Origin of the sequence: Bacteroides cellulosilyticus DSM 14838, assembly GCF_000158035.1 — a bacterium.
In the GTDB taxonomy this organism is placed as follows: domain Bacteria; phylum Bacteroidota; class Bacteroidia; order Bacteroidales; family Bacteroidaceae; genus Bacteroides; species Bacteroides cellulosilyticus.
This window is the reverse complement of the sequence record NZ_EQ973490.1, coordinates 437,529-461,321: the sequence shown is the minus strand read 5'-3', so window position 1 is coordinate 461,321 and position 23,793 is coordinate 437,529. Positions and strand designations below refer to the sequence as shown.

The 23,793-nt window shown below is 41.9% G+C and carries 12 protein-coding genes; 11 read left to right on the top strand and 1 reads right to left on the bottom strand.

Annotated elements, in window-relative coordinates; genetic code table 11:
- Positions 1 to 110 precede the first annotated feature (110 nt).
- Complete coding sequence (locus tag BACCELL_RS06530; protein WP_007210849.1) at positions 111 to 4,205, bottom strand: hybrid sensor histidine kinase/response regulator transcription factor; 4,095 nt, start codon at positions 4,203 to 4,205, stop codon at positions 111 to 113.
- A gap of 297 nt (positions 4,206 to 4,502) precedes the next feature.
- Between BACCELL_RS06530 and BACCELL_RS06525 the strand changes: the two genes are divergently transcribed.
- The 11 genes from BACCELL_RS06525 (at position 4,503) to BACCELL_RS06475 (ending at position 23,764) form a co-directional block, all read left to right on the top strand.
- Positions 4,503 to 7,622 carry a SusC/RagA family TonB-linked outer membrane protein gene (locus tag BACCELL_RS06525; RefSeq protein ID WP_007210848.1) on the top strand — a complete coding sequence of 1,040 codons (3,120 nt, stop codon included), beginning with the start codon at positions 4,503 to 4,505 and terminating at the stop codon, positions 7,620 to 7,622.
- Between the two features lie 13 nt (positions 7,623 to 7,635).
- The gene (locus tag BACCELL_RS06520; protein ID WP_026366601.1) at positions 7,636 to 9,456 is read left to right on the top strand and encodes a RagB/SusD family nutrient uptake outer membrane protein; all 1,821 of its coding nucleotides are present in this window, start codon (positions 7,636 to 7,638) and stop codon (positions 9,454 to 9,456) included.
- Between the two features lie 39 nt (positions 9,457 to 9,495).
- Complete coding sequence (locus BACCELL_RS06515) at positions 9,496 to 12,261, top strand: SusC/RagA family TonB-linked outer membrane protein (protein ID WP_029426088.1); 2,766 nt, start codon at positions 9,496 to 9,498, stop codon at positions 12,259 to 12,261.
- Positions 12,262 to 12,283: 22 nt separating this feature from the next.
- Entirely contained in the window at positions 12,284 to 13,948 is a 1,665-nt protein-coding gene (locus BACCELL_RS06510; RefSeq protein ID WP_007210845.1) for a RagB/SusD family nutrient uptake outer membrane protein, read from the top strand.
- Between the two features lie 288 nt (positions 13,949 to 14,236).
- The gene (locus tag BACCELL_RS06505) at positions 14,237 to 16,171 is read left to right on the top strand and encodes a sialate O-acetylesterase (RefSeq protein ID WP_007216911.1); all 1,935 of its coding nucleotides are present in this window, start codon (positions 14,237 to 14,239) and stop codon (positions 16,169 to 16,171) included.
- Between the two features lie 13 nt (positions 16,172 to 16,184).
- Positions 16,185 to 17,249 carry a glycoside hydrolase family protein gene (locus BACCELL_RS06500; RefSeq protein ID WP_007210842.1) on the top strand — a complete coding sequence of 355 codons (1,065 nt, stop codon included), beginning with the start codon at positions 16,185 to 16,187 and terminating at the stop codon, positions 17,247 to 17,249.
- Between the two features lie 34 nt (positions 17,250 to 17,283).
- Entirely contained in the window at positions 17,284 to 19,284 is a 2,001-nt protein-coding gene (locus BACCELL_RS06495; protein ID WP_007210841.1) for a hypothetical protein, read from the top strand.
- 11 nt (positions 19,285 to 19,295) lie between these two features.
- On the top strand, positions 19,296 to 21,629 hold the full coding sequence (locus BACCELL_RS06490; protein WP_007210840.1) for a glycoside hydrolase family 127 protein: 2,334 nt from the start codon (positions 19,296 to 19,298) through the stop codon (positions 21,627 to 21,629).
- Positions 21,630 to 21,631: 2 nt separating this feature from the next.
- Positions 21,632 to 22,561, top strand: a complete 930-nt coding sequence (locus BACCELL_RS06485) for a hypothetical protein (RefSeq protein WP_007210839.1) — start codon at positions 21,632 to 21,634, stop codon at positions 22,559 to 22,561.
- Positions 22,539 to 22,805: a hypothetical protein gene (locus BACCELL_RS06480; RefSeq protein ID WP_007210838.1), complete on the top strand. Its 267-nt coding sequence runs from the start codon at positions 22,539 to 22,541 to the stop codon at positions 22,803 to 22,805. Before BACCELL_RS06485 ends, BACCELL_RS06480 begins: the two co-directional genes overlap by 23 nt.
- A 26-nt stretch (positions 22,806 to 22,831) precedes the next feature.
- Positions 22,832 to 23,764, top strand: coding sequence for a glycoside hydrolase family protein (locus BACCELL_RS06475; protein WP_007210837.1), 933 nt, complete (start codon positions 22,832 to 22,834; stop codon positions 23,762 to 23,764).
- Positions 23,765 to 23,793: the final 29 nt, after the last annotated feature.

Genomic DNA, 23,793 nt, shown 5'->3' with positions numbered 1-23,793 from the left:
CACTAATAATTGTCAGCTGCCCATCCTGATATTGTGAAGCAGATGAAAGAGATTATTAAGCGGGAACACAGAGATAGTGATATATTCCCTGTTACATTGCCTGAATAGCATCATTCTTGTGATATATCTCTGGGCAATACTTTGAACTTCTTTTTGAAGCAACTGCTAAAATATTTAGGATCATTATATCCTACAGTATAAGCCAAATCGGAAATACGCATACTGGGGTTATCAGAAAGAATCTTATAAGCTGTTTGTAAGCGTATATCAGAAATGAAAACAGAGGGACCTTCATTCGACAGGCTCTTTAACTTTCTGTATAAAGTTGATTTGCTCACTCGCATAGCATCTGCAAATGCTTGTTGATCGAATTTGATGTCATCCAAGTGCTCATATACACAATTGATAGCTTGTTGTAAGAACTCCTTGTCCGCGGAGTCTATATTGGGCTTTTGCATTTCAAAAGCAATGATATTGGAATAATTTTTGAGTAGGTTTTCTTTGTTTTTAAGCAGGCTCTTTATCTTAACCAGTAGCAATGTCAGTTGAAACGGTTTGGTTATGTAATCGTCTGCCCCGGCTTCATATCCTTCAATGATATCTGACTCACTGCTTTTAGCCGTCAGCAGGATGATTGGAATATGTAGCCATTCATCTTGCTTCTTCATATAATGACAAAGTTCGATACCATTCATGACAGGCATCATCACATCCGATATGACTACTACGATATCTTTTGTTTTTTCTAATTGTTCAATGGCTTCTTTACCATTGGTGGCTTTGATGATGTGGTATTCACGGGACAATGAATCGGCCATGACTTTTAATAACTCTTCATTGTCTTCTACTAATAGCAGCTTTTTCTTATCAATTTTTTCTGTGATTTCTATGGTTTCTTCTTTGTTCAGAGAAGATATCACAGAGAGGGAATCTGATACCGTTTCGGGTAAGGGAAGAATACTTCTGTCTATTTCTTCTTCAGTAAACTCCTCTTCAATAATGGGCAGGGTGACACGAAATGTCGTTCCCTCATTGATCTGGCTTTCAACTTCAATTTTACCATGATGTAACACTGCAAGTTCTTTGGTTAAAGACAGACCTATTCCATGTCCTGTAGTATGATACTTGCGATAATCTCCTTCATAAAAGCGATTAAACAGTTTAGAAAGATTCTCTTTGGAGATCCCTTCTCCGTTGTCGCTAACAGATATAATAATTTCTCTTTTTGAAGAGCCATAAGACACATTGACGCGTATTGTTTTCCCTTCTCTGTTATATTTGAAAGCATTGGATAAAAGATTATAGAGAATCTTGTCGACTTTGTCAGGGTCGAAGTATCCGATGATTTCTTCTTGTTCGATTGACATGTCGAGTTGCATTTTCTTATTCCTGAGCAGAGGCAGAAAACTATCGACGCTTTTTCGGATGAAGGAAGCAATATTGCCTTGAGATACTTTAAGTTTCAGGTTGCCCGATTCTGCTTTTCTGAATTCCAGAATTTGTTGCAGCAATCGTTTTAAGCGATTGATATTATTGTCCATAATAGAATAATAATCGCTTATTTGAGGAGCGATACTTTTTATCTCATTCAATGTGACTGAAATAATAGTCAGCGGAGTAAGAAGCTCGTGCGTGATATTGGTAAAGAATTGTAGTTTGGCACGGTTCAGTTCTTCTTGTTTCCTTTGCTCTACTTCTTTTATGCGGAGTGTATTTTTTAGTCTTATTCTTTTCCTGATAAAATGTATGGTATAGGCAATAACTGCTATTAAGAAGATAGCATAGGCTATATAAGCCCACATACTATTCCACCAGGGAGGGGTAATGATGATGGTTAATGCTTTTTCTACTTTACTCCATTTTCCATTCCCATTCGTCCCTTTTATATATAGCGTATAGGTTCCGCTTTCCAGATTGCTATAAGAGATAATGTTGCTTCTGTCAGTGGTGTATTGCCATGTATGGTCTAAACCATCCAATCTATAAGCATATTCATTTTTCTCCGGATTGTAAAAATTCAAAACAGATAGTTTACAGGTAAAATCATTTTGTTTGTAATTTAAGTGAAGGGTCTGAGCATATCCGGGTGCCAGATCAGACATTATGTTTAATTTATCTTTAGCTGGGAGGTCTTTCACCGATTTGTTTTGTACCTGTATATCAGTTATGAATATGTCTGGCTGTAACTCATCAGCCGTTAACTTTTCCGGATAAAAGGAATTATATCCCTGGGGACCTCCAAAGAACATTTCTCCGTCTTCTGCTTGGCATGCCGCTCCCCGTGCAAATTTATTGTCTTGTAAACCGTCTGAAGTGGTATAGAGACGGCATTTGCTTTCGGCAATAGAATCTTTCAGATTTAATTTAATTAATCCGACATTACTTCCCATCCATAGATTTTGTTGCTTGTCTTCCAAGATGCTGCATATCATGTCTCCCGGAATATTATATTGGGTATGGATTGAAATAAAAGAATCCAGATGAGGATCATATAAATTCAATCCTCCTCCATCTGTTCCTGCGAGGATATTTCCTTCTTTATTCACAAATATGCATTGTATTTCATTGGAATTTATTTTGTTATTATTGATAGAGTAAGAACTGAATGTGCAATTACTGAGGTCTTGAGTTGGATTTATGCGAAATATACCGCTATGATCTGTTCCTATCCAGATATTGTTGAGACTGTCCTGGGCGATGGAATATACACTATGTGAGTATTGCCCTTGAGGAGAAAGTAAATTGTTGTAGTGATAGAATTTCCCTTCTTTCGTCAGGATACTTAATCCTGTGGTGGAGCCTAAATATACATTTTGCCGATTGTCCTCAAACATACAATATATAAAGTTTGGAAAATGAGGAATTTCAGGTGAACGCATATTTGATAGCGGCTTGCCACTCTCTTCAGGGTGATATATGTAGACCCCATTACCATAACTACCCAACCATAGTTCATCTTTGTGTCGAGGTTTTAAAAAGGAATAATAAGTATATTCTGATTGAAGTATGGAAGGATTAAATGCTTTTTCTCTTTTACTATTAGAGTTTGTGGTGCGGTCGTGAATAATGAAACTATGTTTCTCTAATCCAATCCACAGATCGTTTTTGTATACTGTCAGGCCTTGGATATTGCTACAGGCTGTTCCGACAGATGCATGGGAAAGTTGGTGAAGGTTGAATTGCAAATTTTGTGGTCGTACCCAGTAAACTCTTCCGCCAAGAAATCCTAGCCACATTGTTCCGGTTCGGTCTCTGAAAATACTAATAATTTCATTGTATGGCAACCCATTGGAAGGAATATTTGGTGTGTAGTTGAGAAAATCCTTTCCGTTAAAGCAACTTAAACCTTCCAGGGTTCCTATCCATAGGTTCCCGGTACTCGAATCTTCGGAGATGGAGTAAATTAAATTATGTATTAAACTATTGTTGTTGCCTTCTTCATGTGCGAACTTCTCAAAATAAGCTTTTTCCTGATCATATGGATGATGAAGCTTGTATAAGCCATATCCCCAAGTCCCGATCCAGATTTGTTCTTTGCTATCCTGGAATAGAAAGTAAGCGGAATTCAAAGGATTAATAGCAGGGTAGGATACTAAGCTGTCTGTAGCGGTAATATAGCGATATAGCCCATCACTCCAGGTTCCTATCCATATTTGGTTATTGGGGGCTTCTACAAGAGATTTCACATCCATGGATCTGACTTTGGTGAAACTTACAGATGTATTGGACTGCCCGGGATCATTGTTGCTTTTATATAGAGAACTACCGGTGCCTAACCAAATTGTATTATCTTTAGTTATCAGTATAGACTGGACTCGCTCGTTGTTCAGAGCCCCAAATTCTTTTTGAATCTTTCCGCTTTTCTTGTCAAGCATGTTTAAACCATAGCTGGTACCTATCCATAATCGGTGCTGGTAGTCTTCTTGTATGGCAAGAATGTCATTGCTGGATAAGGCTCCGGGAGTATAGAGGTTCGACTTGATGATTTCAAGTTCGTAACCATCGAAGCGGCATACCCCGTTGCGGGTTGCAAACCAGATAAAACCATCCCTGTCCTGATAGATCTGTTGAACATCGGTAGGGATATTAATATAAGGAGGGAGACTTTTGAATTCAATCTTATGTTCCTTTCCCTGTATGTTCTGGAAGGACGATATTAGCAGGGAGAGTATAAATAGCAAAGATACTTTCTGAATGTTTTCCATATATTCATAATATTGTGTGGTATTCGCAAAAATACCAAATTAAACTAAATATCATATATAAAAAATGAGTAATTATGCCGGTTTTTAAGGGTAGAAACAAATATAAAATAAACAGGTAGAAAAATCAGTCAATAAAGTCTAAGAGATCGTTCAATCGTTGCATAAAGTGTATGGTGAAGGAATTTTCGACTTGAATGAATGAATTCACGACAGTAGTCACTTATTTTTTATTCACTTTTGTGCTGTTGCAACAAATGTAAATAGTAACCTTTTTAATTTTAATTTAATAGTAAGAGTATGGGACATGAAAAGCATTTAGAAAAGATGAATCAGACTGTTACATTCTGGTTGGTCCGGAAACTAATAGTAGGATTATTATGTATTTGTTCGACTGCTGCTACTTTCGCCCAAACTGCAACAGTTTCGGGGGTGGTGAAAGATGATACAGGTGAACCGGTGATTGGAGCAGGAGTCCTTGTTAAGGGAACTACATTAGGAACTATTACGGATATTGACGGGCATTTTTCTTTTCGGGCTGATGATTTGAATGGAGTGTTAGTGGTGTCTTTTGTAGGCATGGAAACTCAGGAAATCCCGATGAAAGGTAAAGGAACTTTTGATATTGTATTGAAATCTTCTAATACATTATTAGAGGAAGTTCAAGTAGTGGCCTATGGCGCTCAGAAGAAAGTAACTTTGACCGGTTCTATTAGTTCTGTGAATACAGATGAATTGTTGAAAGTACCTACGGCGAGTATTGGTAATATGTTGTCAGGTGTCCTTTCGGGAGTTTCTTCCATACAGTCATCAGGACAGCCCGGTGGCGATGACCCGGATGTTTTTATTCGCGGTATCAGTACGTTGAACACAATGAATGCTAAGCCTCTATATCTGGTTGATGGGGTAGAGCGCAGCTTTTTCCAGATTGATCCTAATGAAGTGGAAAATATTACGATTTTGAAAGATGCTTCTTCAACGGCTGTATTCGGTGTACGTGGCGCTAATGGTGTAATCATTGTTACTACTAAACGAGGAAAAGAGGGTAAAGCTAAGATTAACGCTTCTTTTTCTTATGGTATCCAGACTCCGACGCGGATGCCGGAATTTGTGAATAGCTATGATTATGCCACATTTTTGAATGAAGCTTATACGAATGATGGCAAAGATCCCAAGTTTACTCCTGAAGCAGTAGAGGCTTTCCGTACACATTCTAATCCTATCATATATCCGGATACGGACTGGATGGAGCTGTTGTTTAAGTCGTCGGCGCCTCAGACTCAGGGTAATGTGAATATATCGGGAGGTACGGAGAGGGTTCGATACTTCATTTCGATGGGTATGCTGGATCAGAAAGGTTTCTTTAAAAACCATGATACCCGTTACGATGCTAACTTCAATTTCAACCGTTATAACTACCGTGCAAACCTGGATATTGATTTTACAAAAACAACACTTGTGGCTATCAATATGGGAGGTCGCGTGGAGAAAAGAAACTTTCCCCGTTCGGGTGATGATATAAATCAGTTGTTCCGCAGAATTTATTGGGCTACACCTTTCTCCGGTCCTGGCATTGTTGATGGGAAATGGATCAAGGGTAATAGCCAATATCTGCCGGTAGGATTGTCTGACGGTTTGGGGAATATTTATGGACGTGGTTACGGTTCTAAGACGACCAATGTTGTCAATCTGGACTTGGCTCTAACACAAAAACTGGATTTCGTCACCAAAGGATTGCAGTTTAAGATAAAGGTAGCCTACAATAGCGGATATGATCACACCAAAGAGCGTGCTACTTCTATAGAGAGTTATCAGCCGTGGTATAGGAAAGATGTAACATGGATGGAGCATCCGGCAGGTTCCGATCCCAATGAAGTTGTGTATATTCAGGACGGTGAAGCCGGTCTGATCAGCTATGCCGAAAGTTTTGGTAAGTCGCGTGACTGGTATGCTGAGGCCAGTTTTGACTGGAAACGTGATTTTGGTCTGCATCATCTTTCTGCATTGGCCCTTTATAACCAAAGCAAAACCTATTATCCTGACAGTGATTACCCCGGTATTCCAAGAGGGTATGTTGGTTTGGTAGGTCGTGTCACGTATGATTATGATAATAAATACCTGATTGAAGGCAATGTGGGTTATAATGGTTCTGAGAACTTTGCTCCAGGCAATCGTTATGGTTTCTTCCCGGCAGTTTCCGGGGGATGGGTACTTACTCAGGAAGAATTTCTGAAAGATAATCCAGTAGTTAATTTCTTGAAGATACGTGCTTCTTATGGTATTGTAGGTAATGATAGATACCATCCGTATGGAACCGGTTTTATGGATAGGTTCTTGTATTTGCCTAACAGTTACTTTATAGGAAGCGGTTATCAATTTGGTACGGGTACAAGTTGGTCTCCGGGTGCTTACGAAAAGAGTTTCGGTAACTCCGGATTGAGTTGGGAGAAATCTGCCAAGCAGAATTATGGTATTGACTTTTCTTTGTTTAATCAGAAGCTGAGTGGTAGTATCGATTACTTCTATGAAAAACGCACGGATATTTTGGCGAAGGCATCTACCGATCCGATTATTCATGCAATGAGCTTACCTGTTTTGAATTTGGGTATTGTTTCCAACAAAGGTGTTGAGCTGAACTTAAAATGGAATCATAAAATCAATAGTTTTCGTTATTGGACCAACTTGAATGTTTCTTATGCGAAGAACAAGATCGTTTATCAGGATGAAGTTCCTTCTGAATATACATATACTTTGAAAACAGGTCATCCTGTGGGGCAACCTTTTGGGTTAAAAGTCCGGGGGTTCTACTACGAAGGTATGGAAGATGTGGCGGATCATAGCTATGTCCTGAAAGAAGGAGATGTAGTGTATGAGGATCTAAATCATGATGGTAAGATTGATGATAATGATAAAACGGCTATAGGATATCCCAGTTATCCATTACTGAACGCCGGTCTTACTTTAGGTTTTGAATATAAAGGTTTTGACTTTAGTATGCTGTGGGTAGGAGCTACAAAAACATCCCGTGTTCTGGAAGAAACTTTCCGTAAACCTCTTGGAGAAACTTACGACAGATCTCTGATGAGTCATCAATTTACTGATCGTTGGACTCCGGAAACGGCAGCTACGGCTAAATTGCCACGTGCCACGATTGACGGTGTGAAGAATAACTATCGGGATTCCGAGTTGTGGGTGAAGGATGCAAGTTACCTGCGTTTGAAGAACATTGAAATCGGTTATAACTTCCGCCTCCCGTTTATGCCAAAGATAGGGATGGAAAAGATGCGTGTATTTATGACCGGTTATAATCTGCTGACATTTGATAAGCTGAAAATATCAGATCCGGAATCTATGTCCAGTGGCGTACCGCAATATCCGGTAATGCGTGTGATTAATTTTGGTTTAAATGTAAGCTTCTAAAACTATGACTGACATGAAAAAGATATTTAATGGATTAATCCTTATATTATTCGCTGCACTGGTATCTTGTGCGGATGAATTCAAGGTAGGAGATGCTTTTCTGGAAAAGGCGCCGAGCGTGGATGTGGATAAAGATGTGGTGTTTAATGATGCTAATTATGCCCGTGCATTCTTATGGAACGCCTATACTTCACTTTATTATGGACGTCCTTTGAACTGGAGTGCGAAGGGAAATAGAATGAATATGGGGGCTGTGGATGCCTTGACAGATTGTTTCACCAGTGGTTTGAGTTGGGACGGCGTAAGTAGCCTGTACTATTCCGGTCAGTTCAATGCTACCTCTGATTATTCGGCTGCCGTTTATTCTTATTCTAACGGTGAGGAACAGTGGACCGGGATTCGTAAAGCCTGGTTATTTATTGAGAATATCGGTCAGACTCCTAATATTGACGATAGTGAGAAAGAACGTTTAAAAGGAGAGGCAAAAATGATTATCGCTTGCCATTATGCTGATATGTTCCGCAATTATGGAGGCCTTCCGTTAGTAACCAAGGCTTTCGATCCGAATGACGATTTTAAATTACCACGTGCTACCGCTCGTGAAACGATGAACTTTATAACAGATTTGTGTGACCAGGCCTATGCAGTATTGCCCTGGGCCTTACAATCCGGTGAACAAGAACAATGGGCCGGACGCTTTACAGCAGCTGCTGCCCTTGGTCTGAAGATTAGGATCTTGTTGTTTGGTGCAAGTCCTTTGTTCAATGATAGCGAACCTTATCATCCGGAAGCATCCTCTGCTCCGTCAGTTGCTGAACAGCATGTCTGGTTCGGTGGTAAAGATATGTCTTTGTGGGATGATGTGGTAGATGCCTGTGACCTGTTTATGACACGTAATCAGCAGGAAGGAAATCCCTGGGATTTAGTTCAGAATCCATCTAATCCCCGCCAGGCTTATCAGGATGCATATTATAGAAGGGCGAATGGTGAGCTGCTGATCGATACGCGTGCCCGTGCCACGGTTTCTTGGTACTGGGATGCGGATTGTTACTATTTGCAGTCTTACGGTTCGTATGGCGCAATGACCCCTACACTGGAGTATGTGAATCTCTTTCCATATGCAGATGGTACTCCATTCGATGCTTCTTTCTGGGATAGACAAAGTAAAGACCATTACATAGCAGAAGACCCGTTTGCGAACAGAGATCCCCGGTTGTACGAAAACTGCCTGGTGAATAATGCGGAATTCGGTATGGACCATGTGGCAGAGTTATGGATTGGTGGACGTGAGGGTCCTGCCAATGACCTTGCCAGTGATGGTGCGGCATTTACAGGCTTTGCCGTTTACAAATACATTTTGGATAAAGAACACATGGCGGGTAAACAAGACCAATGGCCCTATTTGCGTTTACCTGAAATCTATCTGAGCTATGCGGAAGCCCTGAATGAAGTGGGACGTACGAGCGATGCCTATCAGTACGTAAACTATGTACGCGCACGTGTCAGACTGCCGGGGTTGAAGTCGGGGCTTACTCAGGATGAGATGCGTAAAGAAATTCTGGACGAGCGTGCCAGAGAGTTTGGTGTTGAGGAAGTGCGCTACTATGATATGATCAGATGGAAACAGGCAAAAGACTTCCGTAAGATATTGCACGGAATCCGTATACGCCGTGGAGATAATAGTACTTATTCTTATGAGAAATTTTCTATTAAGAAGAGATTTATTCAGGATGGTGAGGATGGAACCATTTTCTTCACTCCGAAATGGTATTTGTCTCCCTTCCCATTTGTAGAGATGAACAAGGGATATTTAACTCAGAATCCCGGATGGTAATATGCTACTTGTAAATCACAATTAAAGAAGTAAAAGATTATGAGAAATATATATAAATTATCGTGTGCATTGATGTTCTCTTGTCTAAGCGCATATGCACAACAAGATAGCGCTATTGTTGCTAAAGGGGAAAGACTTCTGAATTTGGGCTATGGCGTAACGGTGAAGGCAAAAGAGTCTTCTGCTGCAATATCGGAAGTTACGGGAGAAGAGATCATGAAAAGTGCGGCGACCAATCCTCTGAACGCATTGTATGGTAAGGGATTGGGACTTACTGTATTGCAGAATGGCGGTACTGTATGGGAAAGTGTACCGACTACGATGATTCGCGGTTTGAATTCCACACGTGATAATTCTATTCTGGTGCTGATAGATGGCTTTGAAAGAGATCTGAGCATGATTACAAAAGAAGAAATAGAGAGCGTTCAGATATTAAAGGATGCGGCAGCTACGGCTTTATATGGTTTGCGTGGTGCTAATGGAGTCATGTTGGTTACGACCAAGACCGGTTCTAAGAAGAAGATTGATGTCAGTGTGAATTATGAACATCATTTTAATATGCTGAATCGCTTGCCGAAGTTTGCAGATGGTTATACCTATGCATTGGCAATGAATGAAGCGATGAAGAATGACGGTTTGAGTCCGATGTACGATCAGACACAATTGGATGGAATTAAGAATAATGATCCTCACTATGGTAATGTGAACTGGATGGATGAAGTTTTGAGCAAATCAGGTTCTACGGATAATGTTTTCGTAACATTGAGTGGTGGCGGAAAAATTGTCAGATACTTCTCTTCTGTGGATTATCTCTCCTACAAAGGTTTCATTAAGCCGGAGAATATTGTTGATGAGTATTCCTCCCAACTTAAGTATTCGAAGTTGAGCATAAGAACCAATGTAGATGTAGATCTGACTAAATCCACCTTGTTATCATTCAAGATGAGTGGTATGTTGTCCGAACATAACAGGCCGAACCCTTTGACCGGAGATCTGATGTCAATGCTGTATAATACTCCGGCGGCGGCTTTTCCCGTTAAGACTCCTTATGGTGACTGGGGTGGAAGCAACGTGTGGACCCGGAACCCGGTAGCTGAAGTAGCAGCCAAAGGATATGCGAGGAGTCATCAACGGCTTTTGTTTGCTGATATGGCCATCAGGCAAGACCTTGGTATGTTCTTAAAAGGACTTTCGGTTGATGCGCGTATTGCCTATGATAACTTTTGTGAGTATTGGGATAACTATGGTATGAACTATGCCTATGCAGTGCCTAATGTTTCCAATCCCTCATCTTCCGAAGATTATACATTGAAGGGAGAGAGTACTGCCGCTTCGTTCAGTTCTTCTTTAGGTAACCAGTGGAGCCGCTTTAACTTATGGGGAAGAGTAAATTATGCTAATACCTGGGACGACCATAAACTGAATGTGACTCTTGCGGCTTCAAGAGAGCAGACTATCTTGAACGGACAGCACAATACCCGTAACCGTATCAATATGCTGGGACATGTACATTATGTATATGCTGATAAATACGTAGCCGACTTGGCCTTTTCGCGTAATGGCTCTAATTTACTGGCTCCTTCTCAGCGTTTCGGAAATTTTCCGGCTGTCTCGGCTGCCTGGATCGTTTCTAATGAAAACTTCCTGAAAGATGTTGCTTTCCTGGATCTTTTAAAGGTGCGCGCTTCCTGGGGGCTTACCGGTACGGATATTATGCCTGAGGCTTTGATGTGGAATCGTAAGTATGGTTGGGCTAATGGCTATATTCTGGGCGGTGAATACAATGGTGCCAGTGGATTGGGAGAAGGTAGATTGCCAACGACGGATATGCTGTATGAGAAAGTTGCTAAGGCAAATCTGGGTTTAGATATGTCTTTTGTAAAGTCAGTTGATTTAACAGTAGAACTGTTCAAGGAAAAGAGAACGGATATGCTGGTAACCCCTGGTGATATCTCTGCTGTGCTGGGTGCTACTAATGCCTATCAGAATATCGGAAAGGTAGAGAATAAAGGGATTGAAATCGGAGCGAATTATCATAAGGAATTAAAAGATTTCCGTTTCAACGCAGGTGCTAATTTTACTTTCAACCGTAACAAGATCATAGAAATGGGTGAAGAATATGCCCCTTACGAATGGATGAAAGCTACGGGAAGACCTGTTGGACAGATTTTCGGTTATGAGGCAATCGGTTTCTTTAAGGATGAACAGGACATAGCCAACAGTCCGAAGCAGAATATGTCCACGGTGAAGCCGGGAGATATCAAGTTCAAAGACTTGAACGGTGATAAAATTATTGATGAGTTCGACAAGAAAGCTATCGGTTATAGTAGCCAGATACCTGAGATTTATTACTCTGTTAATCTTGGAGTGGAATATAAAGGAATTGGTATCGATGCTTTGATACAGGGAACCGGGAACTATTCCGCTATTGCATCTACGGCAAGTTTGTTCCGTCCCTTGACGGGCAATACTTCTATCTCTGAATATTATTACAATAACCGTTGGACACCTGAGACACCGAACGCCAAGTTTCCGAGACTGTCACAAGGAACGAATGCCAATAACTTTAATGACAATACATTGTGGCTGACCAATAAATCTTTCTTGAAATTGCGTCATGCCGAGCTTTACTATAAGTTCTCTAAAAAGGCATTGGCCTCAACACCTTTGCAATCGGCAAAGCTTTATGTCAGGGCTTCCGACTTCATTCTGTTCGATCACGTAGATGTGTGCGATCCTGAAGCAATGGGTATTTCTCATCCTATTCCGGCATCTATTCAGGTTGGTTTCTCAGTTGGTTTTTAATGTAACTAAAAAGATATAGATTATGAAAAAGCATATATTTTTAGCAGGAGTTCTGGTGATGTTGCTCTCCTCATGCAGCGACTTTCTGGATTACAATGAGAATTCAGATTACGATCAGAATAAACTCTTCAATACCACTTGGTCCAATACAGACTTTGTGACCGGCATCTATGCCTATCTTCCGGGTGCCTTAAATGATGTAGACGGTGCTTTGCGTTCGGCAGCTTGTGATGAAGCGGAGTATGTATGGCCCACTTCAACTATTCACCGCTTTTATGACGGAAGCTGGAGTGCAATACGTACTGTAGATGATAAATGGGGGCATTACTATAAAGCCATCCGGGCTTGCAATGACTACCTGGAAAATGGTACGGGCAAGGACTGGAAAGAGTTTGAGTTTAAGAAAGACTATGCCAAGATGATGCGTAAATACCGAAATCTGGAATGGGAAGTTAAGGCTCTGCGTGCATATTACTATTTTGAGTTAGTAAAGCGCTATAACCGGATTCCGTTGATAACGAAAGTCCTGACAGAGGAAGAAGCAAACAATCAAGTTCCGGTTGATTACCAAACTATTGTTGATTTTATCGTGAGAGAGTGTGACGAGGTTACCGAGGATGGAAGGTTGCCGGCAGTCTACAATGCAGACTATGATAATGAAACCGGACGTGTATCTAAAATCTTTGCATTGGCATTGAAAGCGAGAACTTTATTATATGCTGCAAGCCCGTTGAATAATCCGGATGCCGAGACTAACCCTGCAAAATGGATAGAAACAGCTAAAGCTGCCAAGAAGATTATAGATGCCGCCGGAAGTTGGAATTTGTCTTTAGTGTCATTTGACAGACTGCTGGGTGCCGATAATTATAAAGAACCGGAAATGATTCTGATTAAAAGAATTGGTGATACCAACGAACTGGAGAAATTGAATTTCCCAATCGGCCTGGAGGGTGGAAAGAGTGGCAATTGTCCTACTCAGAATCTGGTTGATGCATACGATATGAAGGAAGGGCAGGAGATGAATGAATCGGAACCTTATGCCAACAGAGACCCCCGATTGGCATATACCGTACTCTATCATGGCGGGAAAACGGCTTATGGCAAACAAGTTGACGTACTTCCGAACGGCCTTAACGGCCTTCCGCAGGAAGGTGCAACCAAAACGGGATACTATCTGAGTAAGTTCGTGAATATCAGTGTAAGCCTGACTGCCAATAGCACTACTACAGCTAAGCATTCCATGCCTTTGTTCAGATATGCTGAGATACTGCTGATTTATGCGGAAGCTATGAATGAAGCTTATGGTCCGGAAGGGGTTACGGATGAGTTAAATCTTTCAGCCCGTGACGCGATCAACATGGTACGTGGCAGAAGTGGTTTGGGGATTGCTGCACTGACTTCTGAGGATGTATCTTCGAAAAAGGAGTTCCGCCAGGCTTTGCGTAAAGAAAGGATGGCTGAATTAGCTTTTGAGGATCATCGCTTCTGGGATATCCGCAGATGGAAGATAGGGGAGGAGACAACGAAAATCAAGCGTGTTTCTATCAGTAAGGCTGGTGACAAGTATTCTTTCGAATATAGTGTGACTGCGGATCGTATTTGGGATGACAAGATGTATTTCTATCCGATTCCACAGTCGGAGATCTATAAAAATCCCAAACTTGTTCAGAATCCCGGTTGGAAATAGTGGTATTCGAAGAGGCTTTTAGTATGGAGTGAATCAGGAGTAAGAGTCTCACTCAGTTTCAACAGGGAAGAACTTTAGTTTCAACAAGGAGAAACAAAGGTTTCATCATGAAGAAACTATAGTTCCACCCTGTTGAAACAAAAGTTTCTCCTTGTTGGAACAACGAAGCGTCTCAGTATGGGATTTGTATAAGTCGGGAAGTACAGTCAATGAACTAAGGTAAAAGGATGTGCCTCTTCGAATACTTCTTTTAAAGATAAGATAGGTAAAATAAATAAAAATAGAATTATGGTATACAAACGTGTAAGCTCAGCTTTATTCTTTTCCATCGTGTGGATGTTACTGGTCTGCCCGAAGGCGTACAGCCAAAGCAATTCTATGCGCGTAGCACGTATCTTTTCAGATAATATGGTGCTTCAGCAGGGGATATATGCACCGGTCTGGGGGTGGGCCGATTCCGGAGCAACAGTCCGAATCAGCATGAGTGAAAAAGAATATGAAACTGTTGCTGATGATACAGGTAAATGGTTGGTTAAGATGGAACCACTGCCGGCAGGAGGTCCTTATACATTGAGTGTGAGTTGCGGTGGACAGAAGGAGGTGTTCAAGAATGTAATGATTGGCGAGGTATGGCTGGCATCGGGGCAGTCGAATATGAATTACAGGGTTGGTGCTGTCTTGTCTGCCGATGAAGTGATTAAGGATGCCAATTATGCGGATATCCGTGAGTTCTGTACTCCCGAAGTTGTAAGCAGAACTCCTCATGCTGATTTGACGGGTGGAGAGTGGAAGGTATGTACCCCGGAGACGGTGAAGGGATTTTCGGCAGTAGCCTATTTCTTTGCACGTGCTCTGCATTTGGATAAGAAAGTACCGGTAGGGATCATTCATACCTCCTGGAGCGGTACTATCTGCGAAGCATGGATTAGTGCGGAAATGCTTTATACGATTCCCGCTTTTAAGAACCGGGTGATTGAAGAGATTTATAAGAGTGATGAAGATTGGGCAGCTCTCCACCAGTTGGGAGTTGAGAAGGATAGAGAACGTGAGAAGATTGTTCAGACTACACAAGTGGGGCTGAAACAAGGTGCTCATAAACTTTCTTTTAATGACAAGGCATGGAAAGAGGAGGCTTATCCGGTATATCCTCCGCGTGTAGGTTTGGGCGGTTATCAACTGCTTTGGCTAAGAAAAGAAGTCACACTTTCGAAGGAGGCACTGGGTGAAGACTTGATTCTGCATTTAGGGAAAGTTATGACGGGAGACGTCACTTACTTCAACGGAGTGGAAGTAGGGCGTGAAAGATGGGATGGTGTGAGAAGTTACCGTGTTCCTGCCAAACTGCTCAGAAAGGGTAAGAATGTGATTGCCGTACGGCTGTTGTCCGAATGGGGAAATGGACGTTTGGGTGATGAGGCTAGTGATCCGTATTTACATTCTGCTGATAACCAGGTACGCATTTCTTTGAAAGGACAATGGAAGTACAATGGTGAGATAGAGCCGAAGCTTCCGGTGGGAAGGGGTTACTCCAATAATATCACTTGTATGTATAATACAAAGATTGCCCCTCTGCTGCCTTATGGTATCCGTGGTTTTCTATGGTATCAGGGTGAAGGGAATTCCGGTCAGCCGGAGTTGTATAAACAGTTGCAGCCAACTATGATTACCGATTGGCGCATACGTTTCGAACAAGGCTATCTTCCGTTCCTGCTTGTACAATTGCCTAATATCAGCGGAGGCAGTTGCCAGTATTTCCGGGAGGCGCAGGCAGAATCTTTGCAATTGCCTAATGTCGGGATGGCTGTTTCCATAGATGTAGGCGATCCTTATGATATCCATCCGAATAACAAGAAACCTGTAGGCGAGCGCCTTTATCTGCGTGCCAAAGAGATGGTTTACAAAGATAGTGTGGGTGTCTTCCAAGGTCCGGTTTATGATTCATTCCGGATAGAAGGAAACAAGATACGCTTGAAGTTTAAAAGTACGGGAAGCGGTCTGATGAGTAAAGACGGCAAAGATTTACGCACATTTGAAGTTGCGGGTGAGGATGGTAAGTATGTTCCGGCAAAGGCGGTTATCGAGGGTAATGATGTGCTGGTTTGGAGCGATGCAGTGAAGAAGCCTTTATCAGCGCGGCATGCGTGGGACTCCAATCCGGCAGTTAATCTCTATAATAAAGAGGGATTGCCCGCAACCTCTTTCAGAACCAATAAGGAATTATAAAAACGCTATATAGATGAAACGATTATTGTTACTACTCATAGTAGTAGGTGGTCTGATATTGGGGACTGATATGGATCTGAAAGCTCAATCAGCGGCTAAAGAAGAGATGAGAGTCGCTAAAGCCCCTTTGTTCAGAGATCCCATTCATGACGGGGCAGCAGATCCGATGGTGATATATAACGAACAGGAGAAGGCATGGTATATGTTCTACACCAACCGGCGGGCTAATGTCCCTACGCAAGGAACCAATTGGTGTTATGGAACCAGGATCGGCGTGGCAGTCAGCACGGATCACGGAAAGAACTGGAATTATGTAGGTGCATTGGATCTTGAATTCGAGCGCGGAAGAAATACGTTTTGGGCTCCTCATGTAGTGTATGATAAAGGAGTATACCATTTGTTTGTCACCTATATCCGGGGAGTGCACGAGTCATGGTCGGGGATAGGCAAGATAGCTCATTATTCAAGTCGTAATTTGTGGAACTGGGACTTCTGCGGATTGATACCTTTGGCCGATGCAGACCCGTTACTGGATGCCACGGTTTATAAGAAACCGGATGGAAAATGGGGGATGTGGTATAAGAATTCGCGTATAGGCTATACGGTGGAAGCTGTAAGCGACGATTTGTATCATTGGACGAACGTACCGGGCATTACGATTGGTGATGTTCCTCACGAAGCGCCTTTTGTGTTCTATTATAAAGAATATTACTGGATGCTGATAGACCAGTGGAATGGCTTTGGAGTGTACCGCTCAAAGGATGCTGAGAAGTGGGAGAAGCAAAGCGTTATATTGGGAAGCAGAGGGGAGCGCAAAGATGACAATGTCCGTGCCAGTCATCCGGGAGTGGTGGTGACCGGAGATAAGGCGTATGTCTTTTATTTCACCCATCCGGGATGGGAGAAAGAGGGAGGCTGGGGCGACGAGACCGGAAAGCTGGATGAAGCTGGTGTGTTGCCTTATATCTATCGTCGTTCGTCGATACAAGTAGCTGAATTGAAGGTAGACAGAAACGGAATAATGGGAAGCGATAGAAATGCCCCTTTTGATTTCTACTTACCTGATGGGTTGAACTAAACTTGATTAAAAACAGAATATTGAAAGAATAACCATGAAAACATTCTTATTATCAATTGTAATAGTATTTACCTGCTCTGTATGGGCAGTAGGACAGAATAACAGAAAACTACTTCCCGAATTATTAAAAGAAGGTAGTATTGATACGTATGGACTTGAAAAAGTTTCCGGAGGCAAGACGTTGCATTGGACGGCAACCCGGCAAGGGGCGAGCGTGACTTTTTCTTCGGGAGAAACGGCCTGGGACTTCTCCCCTTTTGTACATTTAGTTTGTGAAGTCCAGAACCTGGCAGATCATGAGTTATTCGTGGAGTGCCATTTGGATGGCGATTATTGGAGTACAGGTGCGGGGTATGTACCTGCACGGAGTACGAAAAAGATTGAAACTCTGATTTTACGCAAAGAATATTCAATGCAGCAATTGGAATTGTTTCCCAAAATGAATGGGTTACCCGGTGGTGCTACAAGATTGTGGTGTGGTTATCGTCCGGAATCTATCCATCGTTTTTCCTTGGACTTTCCCCGTATTCAGTCGGGAGATGAGGTCGTGGTGAAGAATGTGATGCTGACCATTCCTTATAAAGAATACTCAGGCAAGGAATATGAAGATTTACTTCCATTTGTGGATGAATTCGGGCAATATGTTCATAGTCGTTATCCTGGTAAGATATCTGGTGTCGGAGAAATAGTGAAAGCGGATAAAAGAGAGGAACAGGATATGAAAAATTATCCGGGCAATAAAAGCTGGGATATTTATGGGGGTTGGGCAAAGGGACCTCAATTGGCTGCTACCGGACATTTTCGCGTAGAGAAATATCAGGGTAAATGGTGGTTGGTTGACCCGCAGGGATATCTGTTTTGGTCGCATGGCATTACTTGCGTAGGTGGAGGAGACGAGACGAATGTCAAAGGGCGTGAGAAGTTTTATCGTCCCTTGAATCTCCCGGCTTCGGTGGATTCATCTTTGTTTGTTTCTGAGCGTAACGACAGGAAAGAGCTTTCTTATTGGAAACTGAATATGTATCGGAAATGGGGTGCTGATTATAAAACCAAAATGATTGATAAGGCAAACCGACGGTTAAAGAGTTGGAATATTAATACCATTGCAAACTGGTCTAATGAAGAAGTGATCCGTACAAGAAAGATTCCTTATACGGCAGTAATCCATACGCAATATTGGCATTTCATACAAGATCCGTTCTCACCGGAATTTCGGAAAGGTCTTGAACGGACCATTGCCGGCTCATCAGCTGCCAATGATGAATGGTGTATCGGATACTTTGTTGATAATGAACTGGGTTGGGGTAATAATACTTATCTGGCTACTTTGGCTTTACAAGGGAGATATCCTTATGCGAAGGAAGTGTTCAAGAATCGTTTGATTGAGAAATATGCATCCTTGGCTGAACTGAATACTATTTGGGGAAGTGAGTTCGCTACTTGGGAAGATTGGATGAAAAATGATTCAGTTTATGCCGGGGCTACAAATGATTTGATTGACTTCACAAGTCATATGGCGAATGCTTATTTTCGTTCTGTCAAAGAAGCATTAAAAGCAAAAGCGCCTCACAAACTGTATTTGGGTTGCCGGTTTAATTATGGAGACTTTGCCGGGAATGCCGTGCAACAATGGATTGTAGATATCGCAGCCAAATATTGTGATGTTGTAAGTTTCAACAGGTATACTTATTCGGCATATTCGCTTCGGCCTTCCAAGGATCGTGATTTTCCGATGATAATCGGTGAGTTCCATTTCGGAGGGTTGGATCGTGGTCTGCTGCATGGCGGGTTACGTTATGGAGGCAGTCAGGAGAACCGGGCTGACTTGTATAAACATTATGTGCAGGATGCCGTGATGAATCCTTATCTGGTTGGTACACACTGGTTCCAATACAATGACCAGGCTGTAACCGGGCGCGGAGATGGAGAGAACTATCAGATTGGTTTTATTAATGTATATGATGCTCCCAACTGGGAACTGATACGTGCTGCACGTTCGGTTGGTGAGACGATGTATGAACTTCGTAGTAAATAAAATATAATATCATGAAAATAGAGAAATACTTTTATGGCGTGTGTGCCTTGTGCTTGTTACTGTCCTGCCAGCAAGCGGCAAAACAAGTAGATACTCCGGTTTTACCGACAAAACCTTTTGAAATGGGGGAGGTCGTTATAACTAAGGGACCTTTTAAACATGCGGAGGAAAAGGAGACTGCTTATCTGCTGGAATTGGAACCGGACCGTTTTCTTAGTGGATTCCGCTCAGAAGCCGGATTGGTTCCTAAAGCTCCTAAATATGAAGGATGGGAAAGTCTGGGAGTAGCCGGACAGACATTGGGGCATTATTTATCAGCTTGTGCCATGTACTATGCAACTTCGGGAGATGAACGTTTCCTGCAAAGATTAGAATACACTATTAATGAACTGGATAGTTGCCAACAGGCAAATGGTGATGGTTATCTGGCGGCTACACCGGATGGTAAAAGGATTTTTAAGGAGGTTTCGGCTGGAAAGATATATTCACAGGGATTCGACCTGAATGGAGGCTGGGTACCTCTGTATGTAATGCATAAAGTTCTGGCCGGACTGATTGATACTTATCAATACGCTCATAATGAGCGGGCATTGGTTGTTGCCGAAAAATTGGCCAATTGGATGTATGGTACCTTTCAGCATCTTACAGAAGAACAAATGCAGAAAGTGTTGGCATGTGAGTTTGGTGGCATGAATGAGGCATTGGCTAATTTATATGCTTGTACAAAGAATGAAAAGTTCCTGGCTTTGGCTCAACGGTTCGATAATCATAAAGCTATCATGGATTCCTTAGCGGTGGGAGTGGATGATTTGGAAGGAAAGCATGCCAATACGCAGGTACCTAAGATTATAGGAGCCGCACGCCTGTATGAATTGACTGGTAGTAAGCGTGATTCTGCGATTGCTTCTTTCTTTTGGCATACGGTGGTACAGAATCATTCTTATGTGAACGGAGGTAATAGTGATGGAGAACATTTTGGAACCCCCGGACAATTGAATGAACGCTTAAGCACTTCCAATACAGAAACGTGCAACACTTATAATATGCTGAAACTGACGCGGCATTTATTTTCCTGGCAGTCGCTTCCTGAGTATAGTGCTTATTATGAGAGAGCCGTGTTCAATCATATTCTGGCTTCTCAGAATCCGGATGATGGAATGTGTACTTACTATACGCCTTTGATTTCTGGTGGTAAGAAAGGTTATTTGTCTCCTTTTCAATCATTTTGCTGTTGCAGCGGATCCGGTATGGAAAATCACGTGAAGTATGGTGACTTTATTTATTCTGAAGGCAGTGATTCCAGCCTTTGGGTGAATCTGTTCATCCCTTCGCAATTGAATTGGACGGACCGGAAGATGATTGTTACCCAGGATACGGATATCCCTTCTTCTGATAAAACTGTGCTGACAGTTAAAACAGAAAAATCACAGTCTGTTATATTCCGTCTACGTTATCCGGAATGGGCGGAGTCCATGCGTATCAAAGTGAATGGAAGTTCTGTTTCATTTGAGGCTTCTAATAATAGCTATGTTTCTATTGAGCGGGAATGGAAAGATAATGATAAAATAGAAATTACCTTTAAAATAAAGTTTTATACCGTATCTATGCCTGATAATGAAAAACGGGTGGGTATTTTCTATGGACCGGTTTTGCTGGCTGGTGAGTTGGGAGTAGAGGAACCTGATATGGAAAAAGATATTCCGGTGTTAGTAACCAATAATCAGCCAGTGGACAAGTGGCTGGAGAAAGTATCTGATAGTCCTTTGCGATTTAAGACAAAAGGGGTTGGAGAACCGAAAGATATGTCTTTAATTCCTTTCTATGGGATGCATCATCAACATTATATGGTCTACTGGGATTTGTTTACTACTGAAGAATGGAAGGATATGCAGGAAGCCTATAAAAATGAATTAAAGCGGTTGCAGGATCTGGATAAGATAACGGTTGACTACGTTACTTTAGGTGAAATGCAACCGGAGAGAGATCATAATTTCCGTGGGGAGGGTATTGGTAATGGTGTTTCGCACCGGAAAAAGTGGAGAGCGGCCTGGATTGGTGGTTGGTTTGAATTTGATATGAAGGTTTTGCCCGATGTTCCTCAAGATTTACATGTCACCTATTGGGGAGGCGAAACGGCTCATTTGGAATTTGATATTTATGTAGACGGTAAGGTACTGGCCAGGCAACATCTTTATCAGAATAAACCGAATCAGTTCTTTGAAGGAGTATATTCGTTGCCGGAGCATTTCTGGAAAGGTAAGGAAAAGATAACAATCCGTTTTAAAGGTGTACCGGGTAACTGGACAGGAGCAATCTATAATGCGCGTATAGCAAAACATGAGTAGGTATGAAAGTGAAAAGAACATTAAAGATAATAGTCGGCTGCCTGCTGATTACAAACCTGTGTTGGGCAGGAATCACCCAGGAAGGTGACACACTTCCTCCCGGAGTTGTAATACATAATGCACCGGCGATATCTCATGAATATATAGGATCACCCAGCATTGTTATCATGCCGGATGGTACTTATATTGCTTCACACGATTATTTTGGCAAAAAGCTTTCGGATACTTATATCTATAGGTCCGGGGATCGTGGTAATTCCTGGACTCCGATAGCCAAACTGGAATCTCTGACTTGGGCTACACTATTTAACCGTGGCAAAGAGTTGTATCTGATAGGTATATCACCTAAGGTTACAATGGGGTATGGAGATTTTGTAGTTCGTAGGTCATTGGACTTTGGGCGCTCCTGGACAGAACCTAAAGATGAAAAGTCCGGGCTTATCCGATGTGGCTTTTATCACTGTGCTCCGGTCCCGGTAGTTCGTCATAAAGGAAAATACTGGCGTGCTATGGAAAATATGGGACAAGAATGGGGCTGGGGACCTTTCTCCGCTTTGATGACTTCAATTTCCTGTGAAGCCGATCTGCTGGACGCCGGACAGTGGAATTTTAGTAACGAGATACGATATGATTCGTCGTGGAAAGAAGGAGCTACCGCATGGTTGGAAGGCAATGCGGTAGTAACCCGAGAGGGAGAAGTCAAAGATATCCTGCGTGTGGCCTATGGACCGGATGACGTGGCTGCAATGACTTCTGTTTCAGAGGATGGTAAGATTATGACTTTTAATCCGGAGAAAGATTTCATTAAACTTCCGGGAGCAGGCAAGAAGTTCACCATTCGTTATGATAAAAAAAGTAAGAAGTATTGGACGTTATCCAATTTTATATTGGAAAAAAGACCGGCACAATATGGATGGTGGTGCTATACGTAACACACAGGTTTTGATGTGCTCGGATAATTTGACGGAGTGGTGTATCAAAGATACGGTGCTGACATGCGATCAACCGGAATTGTATGGCTTTCAATATGTCGACTGGCAATTTGATGGAAAAGACATTGTTTTTGTCTCCCGTACAGCTTGGAGAGATAAAACCGGAAATCCACCCCGGCAACATGATGCTAATTATATGACTTTTCATCGTATTCGGAACTTTCGTGCTTTCAGTAAGAAATAAGGAAATAATAATTAAAGAATAAAAGTATGATAAAGAATCTGTTTTGTTTTTTGATCTGTATATGGCAATGCTTGCATGTTCCGGCGCAATTCCCCGAAACCGATTTTCAGTTATCGGTTGAAAATCCTTTCTTCTCTGATAAGAAGTGGGGAGGTGCTGCTGATCCGGTGATGGTGTGGAACGAACATTATAAGGAATGGTTCGTATATTATACACAAAGGAGAGCCTACTATGACGGTCAGGGAGTAGAGTGGATGCATGGAAGTTCTATTGGTATAGCTTCTTCTAAAGATGGTAAAGAGTGGAAGTATAGGGGTACTTGTGTAGGAGATGAAAATTTAACCAATAAAAAACATACGCAGACTTGGTGGGCACCGGAAGTTATTGTACAGGATGGCTTAATGCATATGTTTGTTACTTTTGTTCCCGGGGTATACCAGGATTGGAATGCAAAGCGGTTTATCAAACATTTTACGAGTAAAGAGGGGATGAGATGGAAATATCAGTCAACTCTTTCATTATCCACGGAACATTGCATTGATGCGGGAGTATGTAAGGTGAGGGATAAGTGGTTATTATGGTACAAGGATGAGGCCAATGATAATCATACTTGGTTTGCAGAGAGTACCGATCTCTATCATTGGGACGTGGTTGGACCAGCTATTACAGACTGCGGACATGAAGCACCGTTTGTGTGGGAATATGATAATAAATATTGGATGATAGTGGATGCTTGGGATAAGGGGCTTCGTATTTACTCTTCGGAAAATGGTCGTGATACTTGGACATATTCTTCAACAATAATCGGTTCTCATCCTGCTATTTATTTAATAAACGGCAAATTTATTTTCTTGTGTCACGGGTCGGCTGGGAAAGCTCGTTTGAACAGTGATAGGGAAACGGCATTATACATAGGAGAATTATTGTATGAAAAAGGGCGTTTTATCCATTCGAATTAATTTCAATATGCCTGTTTATACTGAACCTA

Bases quoted from the DNA above. Each gene is read 5' to 3' on its own strand.
- BACCELL_RS06530 (WP_007210849.1), bottom strand. From the start codon at position 4,205: ATGGAAAACATTCAGAAAGTATCTTTGCTATTTATACTCTCCCTGCTA.
- BACCELL_RS06525 (WP_007210848.1), top strand. From the start codon at position 4,503: ATGGGACATGAAAAGCATTTAGAAAAGATGAATCAGACTGTTACATTC.
- BACCELL_RS06520 (WP_026366601.1), top strand. From the start codon at position 7,636: ATGAAAAAGATATTTAATGGATTAATCCTTATATTATTCGCTGCACTG.
- BACCELL_RS06515 (WP_029426088.1), top strand. From the start codon at position 9,496: ATGAGAAATATATATAAATTATCGTGTGCATTGATGTTCTCTTGTCTA.
- BACCELL_RS06510 (WP_007210845.1), top strand. From the start codon at position 12,284: ATGAAAAAGCATATATTTTTAGCAGGAGTTCTGGTGATGTTGCTCTCC.
- BACCELL_RS06505 (WP_007216911.1), top strand. From the start codon at position 14,237: ATGGTATACAAACGTGTAAGCTCAGCTTTATTCTTTTCCATCGTGTGG.
- BACCELL_RS06500 (WP_007210842.1), top strand. From the start codon at position 16,185: ATGAAACGATTATTGTTACTACTCATAGTAGTAGGTGGTCTGATATTG.
- BACCELL_RS06495 (WP_007210841.1), top strand. From the start codon at position 17,284: ATGAAAACATTCTTATTATCAATTGTAATAGTATTTACCTGCTCTGTA.
- BACCELL_RS06490 (WP_007210840.1), top strand. From the start codon at position 19,296: ATGAAAATAGAGAAATACTTTTATGGCGTGTGTGCCTTGTGCTTGTTA.
- BACCELL_RS06485 (WP_007210839.1), top strand. From the start codon at position 21,632: ATGAAAGTGAAAAGAACATTAAAGATAATAGTCGGCTGCCTGCTGATT.
- BACCELL_RS06480 (WP_007210838.1), top strand. From the start codon at position 22,539: ATGGATGGTGGTGCTATACGTAACACACAGGTTTTGATGTGCTCGGAT.
- BACCELL_RS06475 (WP_007210837.1), top strand. From the start codon at position 22,832: ATGATAAAGAATCTGTTTTGTTTTTTGATCTGTATATGGCAATGCTTG.